The sequence below is a fragment of the Bacillus sp. 166amftsu genome, from assembly GCF_900107445.1.
In the GTDB taxonomy this organism is placed as follows: domain Bacteria; phylum Bacillota; class Bacilli; order Bacillales; family Bacillaceae_G; genus Bacillus_A; species Bacillus_A arachidis.
In genome coordinates this window covers 1-6,530 of sequence record NZ_FNQA01000049.1, presented here as the reverse complement: position 1 = coordinate 6,530, position 6,530 = coordinate 1, and the positions used below count along the sequence as shown (strand labels likewise).

Here is a 6,530-nt window from a genome sequence, read left to right as displayed (position 1 = left end):
AGCCATATATATGATTAAAGACTATTTTCTTCTTCTATTCCAAACTATACAAAAAAACACCCAAGAGCTATCAAAGGTGTTACTTCGCCTGTTCAATCTCCTACAGCAAAACGGGCGAAAATCTCATCGATATGAGAAAAAAACGGTCTTTGATATATTAGGTGTCGTTTACAATTGTACCATGTCTGATAATGAAGCCGCTTAATTCAAAAAAGTGAAACCCGTTAGGGTTTATTTCGTATGCAAATCTTTCAATCACCCACACTTGCCCTTTAGAAAAAAGAAACAATCTCGCCTAAAATTGACTTTGCATAAGCTTAGCTTGATAGCGATGGGGTACCGCCACATCGCCATCAAGTTAAAAATTTTTAATGCCCCCAAAACGAAAATTTTGTGTCTTTTGTAGCAACGAAGTTCATTTTTATCGTTTTGGGGGCAACCCGTTCTATTAGGTTGATCGGCATTGGGCGTTTCGAATGCTTAAGTTGCCGGGCATGGAGTGGGATTCCTATTAGCAACAATACTTAGGGAAACAGCCCTTTTAAAATATGTTTTTTCTCCATTAATTTAAAGATTATAATAATCCTTTAGGATTTCTTATTGTTGTAAAGAGCGAACGTAACTTCTGCTTCACAAACAACTTCTCCATCTACCGTGGCAACAGCATTTGCTTTTGCAATCAAACCACGAATCCTTGTCATTTCTACTTCTAAACGCAATTGATCTCCAGGATGAACTTGTTTCTTGAAACGACAACGATCAATGCCAGCAAATAATCCAATTTTCCCTCGATTTTCATCTTTCATTAACATAATAACTGCACTTACTTGTGCCAGCGCTTCTACAATTAGAACACCTGGAATTACTGGATATTCTGGAAAGTGACCATTAAAGCACTCTTCATTAGCGGTAACATTTTTAATTCCAACTGCGCGTTTTCCCTCCTCTATTTCAAGAATACGATCAACTAATAAAAACGGATAACGATGTGGAATAATTTCTTTAATTTGTTGAGTATTGAACATGAATCCCTCTCCCTTTTTATATTTTCACAAGCGGATATTCAATTACCAGTATTTTCATTTTAAATTATTGACATGTATTGGTATCTGATACTAATATTAGATTATAATACTAAGTATAATTATAGTAAAGGGGGAGAAACAAATGATGTCAAAAGCAAGAATTACAGCTATTGGTACCTATGTACCTGAAAAGAAATTAACAAATTTTGAGCTTGAGCAAATGGTTGAAACAAATAATGATTGGATTATTCAAAGAACAGGAATTCATGAACGTAGAATAACTCGTTCTGATGAATTTACCAGTGATTTATGTGTATCTGCTGTAAAAGATTTAATGCACAGATATAATAAAAAAGTCGAAGATGTAGATATGATTATTGTGGCAACTAGCACACCAGATTTTCCATTCCCATCTGTTTCCAGTATAATACAGGATCAATTAAATATACCCCAAACAGGCGCTATGGATTTAAGTGCAGCGTGTGCAGGATTTGTTTACGCATTGCATACAGCAAACAGTTTAATTTCTTCTGGACTACACAAAAAGGTATTAGTTATTGGAGCAGACACAATCTCAAAAATTACGGATTATACCGATAGAAGTACATGTATTCTATTTGGTGATGGTGCTGGTGCAGTATTAGTTGAAAGGGATGAACAATCAAACCGTTTCATTGGATTTCATCTAGGAAGTGATGGAAGAGGAGCACAACATGTATATCGTTCTGGACTATCCAAAAAGGTCAATGATATTGAGTTAATCGATACTCAATGCCTTGTACAAAATGGTAGAGAAGTTTTTCGATGGGTTGTAAGAAATATTCCAGATAGTATACGAAAGATTTTAGAAAAAACGCAAACGAGTTTAGATCAAGTTGATTGGTTTATACCCCATAGTGCTAACTTAAGATTGATAGAACCAATTTGTGAAAAATTAGAATACCCATTGGAAAAAACCCTTTATAGCTTAGTCAATTATGGAAATACCTCTGCTGCTACAATTCCTTTAGCTCTTGATCTTGGAATCCGTGAAGGAAAAGTCAAAAATGGAGACCGAGTTCTTATGTACGGTTTTGGAAGTGGTTTAGTTCACGCAGGACAACTTTTAGAAATAAATTTTGACCAACTAATTAATGCTCCAACCCCGTTGTAATAAATCTTTGCATAATGATTAACAAAGAAATGAATTTGATTTTAAGAACTGGTTGCCAAGTGACAACTCAGTATTTCTTATCTTCAATTATCGGGCGCGATAGTTGAAGATTACGTTTTTTGGTAAACCAAAAGTTTGAAGGTGCGAACTAGGGATTATTTATATAATGTGAGAAAGGCTGTGAAGTTATTTGAGAGGTTATAAAGCAATGCTATTTGATTTAGATGATACCTTACTTAATAGGGATAAAGCAGTAGATAAAATGTTTTTAATGATTTTAGAAAAGTGTTATGAGGATATTAAATTTTCAGAAAAAAATGAAATGTTACAAAAATTTAAAGAATATGATAAAAGAAGCTATGGCTATAGTGATAAAACAAAAGTTTTGGAATCATTTTTTGATGAATTCCCACCAAAATATAGATTGCCACGCAATTACATTCAAGATTTTTGGAATAATAATTTTCCTAATTGTTTTTCTATAAACCAACATACTATTAATATCTTAAATACTATAAAGATGCAAGTTAAAGTTGCAATTATAACAAACGGCACAACTCAGAGACAAAAAGCAAAAATAATTAACACGAATTTAAATAGTTGTTTTGATATAATAATTATTTCTGAAGAAGTGGGACTTAGTAAACCTGACAAACGCATATTTGAATTAGCATTAAATAAGCTTAATGTGTCACCCGAAGCCGCATTATTCGTTGGAGATGACATAGAAAAGGATATTAGTGGTTGTCAAAATGCAAATATAAAGGGCATATGGTTCAATCCTCATATGATCAAGAATGATACCGAAATAAAACCATATGCCGAAATCAATTCTTTTAATAGATTATTAAGTTGTTTTACTCCATAATATTTTTATAATGAGTAAAAACAATAATAATGATTATCGACAAGAAGAAGAAAAGATAGAACTTAATAATATTGAAAAGATGTTTAATGACTAAATCGTTGTTGGACTAACGAGAGCTTTAGTTTAAATAGGGGTCCCACCCCATGCCCATCAAGCTAAGATTTTGAGACACCCCCATAACGAAAATTTTAACTTTTTACAGTTATTCATGAGAATTCGGCTCATTTCTTTCGTTTTGGGGAACGATCAATTTCTTAAGTTGATGGTGATGTTGCCGTAACCCTAAATCTATATAATATAGATTGAATTTTTTAAAAATATAGTTAAAATATAAATAAACAGTAATTACTATATGTAAATATAATAATACATGTTTGTAGCACTTCAGGAGGCTGATAGTTGGTAAAAATCAGTGTGCGTAAAATTATGGAACGGGCTATAGGGCCCCAATCTGAAACTATAGAAAAAGATTTGATGAATTATTCCTCCGTTACAAAAAAACAGTATTTTAGAATGCACAAGGCGATTGGCTTTGTACAACTAATGAGGGAGGTACTACGGGGTCTCTCGTTCTTCTATGGATAAGGGATCCCTTTTTATTTTACTGAGAGGTAAACGATATGAATAAACCTATTGTATTAACAGGAATTAAACCGACAGGTCATCCTCACCTTGGAAACTATATTGGAGCGATTAAACCAGCATTAGAAATGGCAAAGAATTCAAATGTACAGGGAATGTATTTTATAGCAGACTACCATGCATTAAATGCTATTCAGAATGCAGAACATTTCAGGAATTTTACATATGAAATTGCAGCTGCGTGGTTGGCTCTTGGGCTAGATTCTGAAAATGTAATTTTTTATCGCCAATCCGACATACCAGAGATTTTGGAGCTGCATTGGATTTTATCTTGCCTAACACCAAAAGGATTAATGAATCGTGCCCATGCCTATAAAGGTAAGATTGATAAAAATCGAGATGAGGGCATAGATATTGATCATGGAATTAGCATGGGATTGTATACATACCCCATCCTTATGGCTTCTGATATATTACTGTTTCAATCTAATTTTGTCCCTGTAGGAAAAGATCAAATTCAACATGTAGAAATAGCAAGAGATATAGCCTCATACTTTAATAATACATATGGAGAAACATTCTCTCTTCCAGAATATATAATACAGGAAAATACAGAAATGCTTCCTGGCCTAGATGGTAGGAAGATGAGTAAAAGTTATGGAAATGTGATTCCATTATTTGAAGACCCATCAAAACTGAAAAAACTCATATTTAAAATTAAGACAGATTCTACACTACCAACAGAACCCAAAGATCATACTACTTCATCGTTATTTACATTATACAAAGAGTTTGCCACATCAGAAGAAATAGAAAAAATGAAAGAGCACTATCAAACTGGCATAGGGTGGGGACAGGTTAAACAAGAGGTGTTTGATGTAGTGAATCGGGAGCTGGAACAGCCACGTAAGAAGTATCATATGTACATGGAGAATCCAGATCTTTTGCAAAGTATTTTACACAAAGGGGCAAGTCGCGCTAGAGAAAAAGCTACAATACAATTGCAACAAATAAAAAGTCGCATAGGATGTTGAAAATGGAAAATTCTCAAAATTAAAATTAATATACAAAGATAATTCCTCTCAAAAGGATTTGAGCCAATACATAAAACCCACAGGGACAATTGCAATGTCCCTGTAGGTTTATAAGAATTTTGAAATACTAAATAAGTAATATGGCTGAACTACGAAAATAGTATAGGTAAATAGCAATACTATTTATTAAAGGTTGTTATTATTGATAACATATTTTAAGTTATGATCATCTTAACTTAATAGCCGTTACTCCAGTAATTACGAAATCTGCACAGATAGCATTATTATGTTTACTCAGGATGCAAAAGAACACTTAAAATTAGTGCTGTTGGTTTGAAATAAAGTTTGATCAAAAATAGATTGCAAATCCTTATTTAATGAAAATCAAAATGGTTTCTTTTCTTTTTGGATATAATTTTCGTTTTATAAAAAAGTTTGATTAAAACTCATTTAGAATTCCTACATTGAAAGAGATAAAATATCACCAATTTTGTATGAACATCGTGATTTTATTTGAAATATAGTGTCTTTTTTATAAATATTCCAACAGTATTTCAATTCTATAATTTGTATGATAATAAAGTTTCTTTTAGATTCATTAGTCCGTTATTGTTTTAATTAGTCTCCTGTTTTAAAGGTCTAAATGCAAATGCCCCTGAAATGATGGAGGAAAGAGGATTATCAATTGCTCACACAACGATTATGCGATGGATTCATCAATATGGACTTCAGTTAGAAGAGAAAGTACGACATCATCTTAAATCAACAAATGATTCATGGAGAGTCGATGAAACCTATATTAAAGTAAAAGGCCAATGGACGTATTTATATCGTGCCGTTGATTCAGAAGGGAATACCATTGATTTTTATCTAAGTAAATCAAGAGATAAACAAGCAGCCAAGCGTTTTTTCAAGAAAGCCTTGGCTTTTTCGTACATTGCTAAACCTCGCGTGATAACAATAGATAAGAATCCTGCCTATCCTGTAGCGATTTAAGCGTTGAAAAAAGAGAAACATATGCCTAAAGACATAAAGATTAGGCAAGTTAGATATCTCAATAATATAGTGGAACAAGATCATCGTTTTATTAAGAAACATTTGCACCAGAACCCGAATTGATTATTATAAAATTGGGCAGTTATATTATACGTGTCGGATTGATATTCTTGGTGGCCCTATCGCTCGAATAAACAGAAGAAACACTTGGATTTCACATTTGTATAAGTATATAACCCATTCCTAAACCTACGGGGAATGGGTTTGCTTGTGTCTAAACGTACAAATTTCTTTTTTTAATATAGTGAGGCCCAATATGTAATATTGCATATTAATTATGTATATTTTTTATGTTATATTATCTTATTACCATATGTTTAGTGGTATTTAATTTCGAAAGGGGAAATATTATGTTATCAAATACAGTTCATACTCCAAACAAGAAAAAGAAATGGATTATTCTCGGGGTTATTGCACTAATTGTCGTCGTTGCAGCCGTCAATATTTTTGTTATGCAAGGAAAGAAAAAGGGCGCGGCTGAGGGAGATGCTGTTAGCTTTGAGAAAGTAACAGAACGTTCACTTAACAATACGAAGTTGATTTCTGGACAAGTAAAACCTGGAAATATTGAGAGCTTCTATGCAGATCCGACAAAAGGAAAAGTAAAAGATATTGCAGTAAAAGAAGGACAGGAAGTAGAAAAGGGCACGAAATTATTCTCTTATGATAATGAAGAAATCAATTTACAACTGAAACAAGCTGAGCTTGAGCAAAAAATGGCTACTATGCGCTACGATCAGGCACAAAAGAAAATAGATTCATTAAAGAAAGATATTAAGAAGGCAAAAGATAGTGGCGCGGGGAAAGAAGTA

5 protein-coding genes and 2 pseudogenes are annotated in these 6,530 nt (G+C 33.0%); 6 read left to right on the top strand and 1 reads right to left on the bottom strand.

Translation table 11 applies throughout. From position 1 onward, the window contains the following. Nucleotides 1-205: pseudogene (locus tag BLV40_RS27400) on the top strand (IS4 family transposase); the annotation flags it as partial. 382 nt (nucleotides 206-587) lie between these two features. Here BLV40_RS27400 and fabZ read toward each other — a convergent pair. After that, entirely contained in the window at nucleotides 588-1,025 is a 438-nt protein-coding gene (gene fabZ, locus BLV40_RS27390; RefSeq protein WP_026593430.1) for a 3-hydroxyacyl-ACP dehydratase FabZ, read from the bottom strand. A gap of 142 nt (nucleotides 1,026-1,167) precedes the next feature. Between fabZ and BLV40_RS27385 the strand changes: the two genes are divergently transcribed. The 5 genes and pseudogenes from BLV40_RS27385 to BLV40_RS27360 form a co-directional block, all read left to right on the top strand. Further along, nucleotides 1,168-2,178: a ketoacyl-ACP synthase III gene (locus BLV40_RS27385; protein ID WP_090695767.1), complete on the top strand. Its 1,011-nt coding sequence runs from the start codon at nucleotides 1,168-1,170 to the stop codon at nucleotides 2,176-2,178. Nucleotides 2,179-2,386: 208 nt separating this feature from the next. Then, nucleotides 2,387-3,046, top strand: coding sequence for an HAD family hydrolase (locus BLV40_RS27380; protein ID WP_090695765.1), 660 nt, complete (start codon nucleotides 2,387-2,389; stop codon nucleotides 3,044-3,046). Between the two features lie 620 nt (nucleotides 3,047-3,666). Beyond that, nucleotides 3,667-4,662 carry a tryptophan--tRNA ligase gene (locus BLV40_RS27370; protein ID WP_090695762.1) on the top strand — a complete coding sequence of 332 codons (996 nt, stop codon included), beginning with the start codon at nucleotides 3,667-3,669 and terminating at the stop codon, nucleotides 4,660-4,662. A 657-nt stretch (nucleotides 4,663-5,319) separates the two neighbouring features. Then, nucleotides 5,320-5,763 (top strand): annotated as a pseudogene (locus tag BLV40_RS27365) (IS6 family transposase); the annotation flags it as partial. Between the two features lie 305 nt (nucleotides 5,764-6,068). Continuing rightward, a partial coding sequence (locus BLV40_RS27360; protein ID WP_139265637.1) for an efflux RND transporter periplasmic adaptor subunit occupies nucleotides 6,069-6,530 on the top strand: 462 nt, incomplete at its 3' end.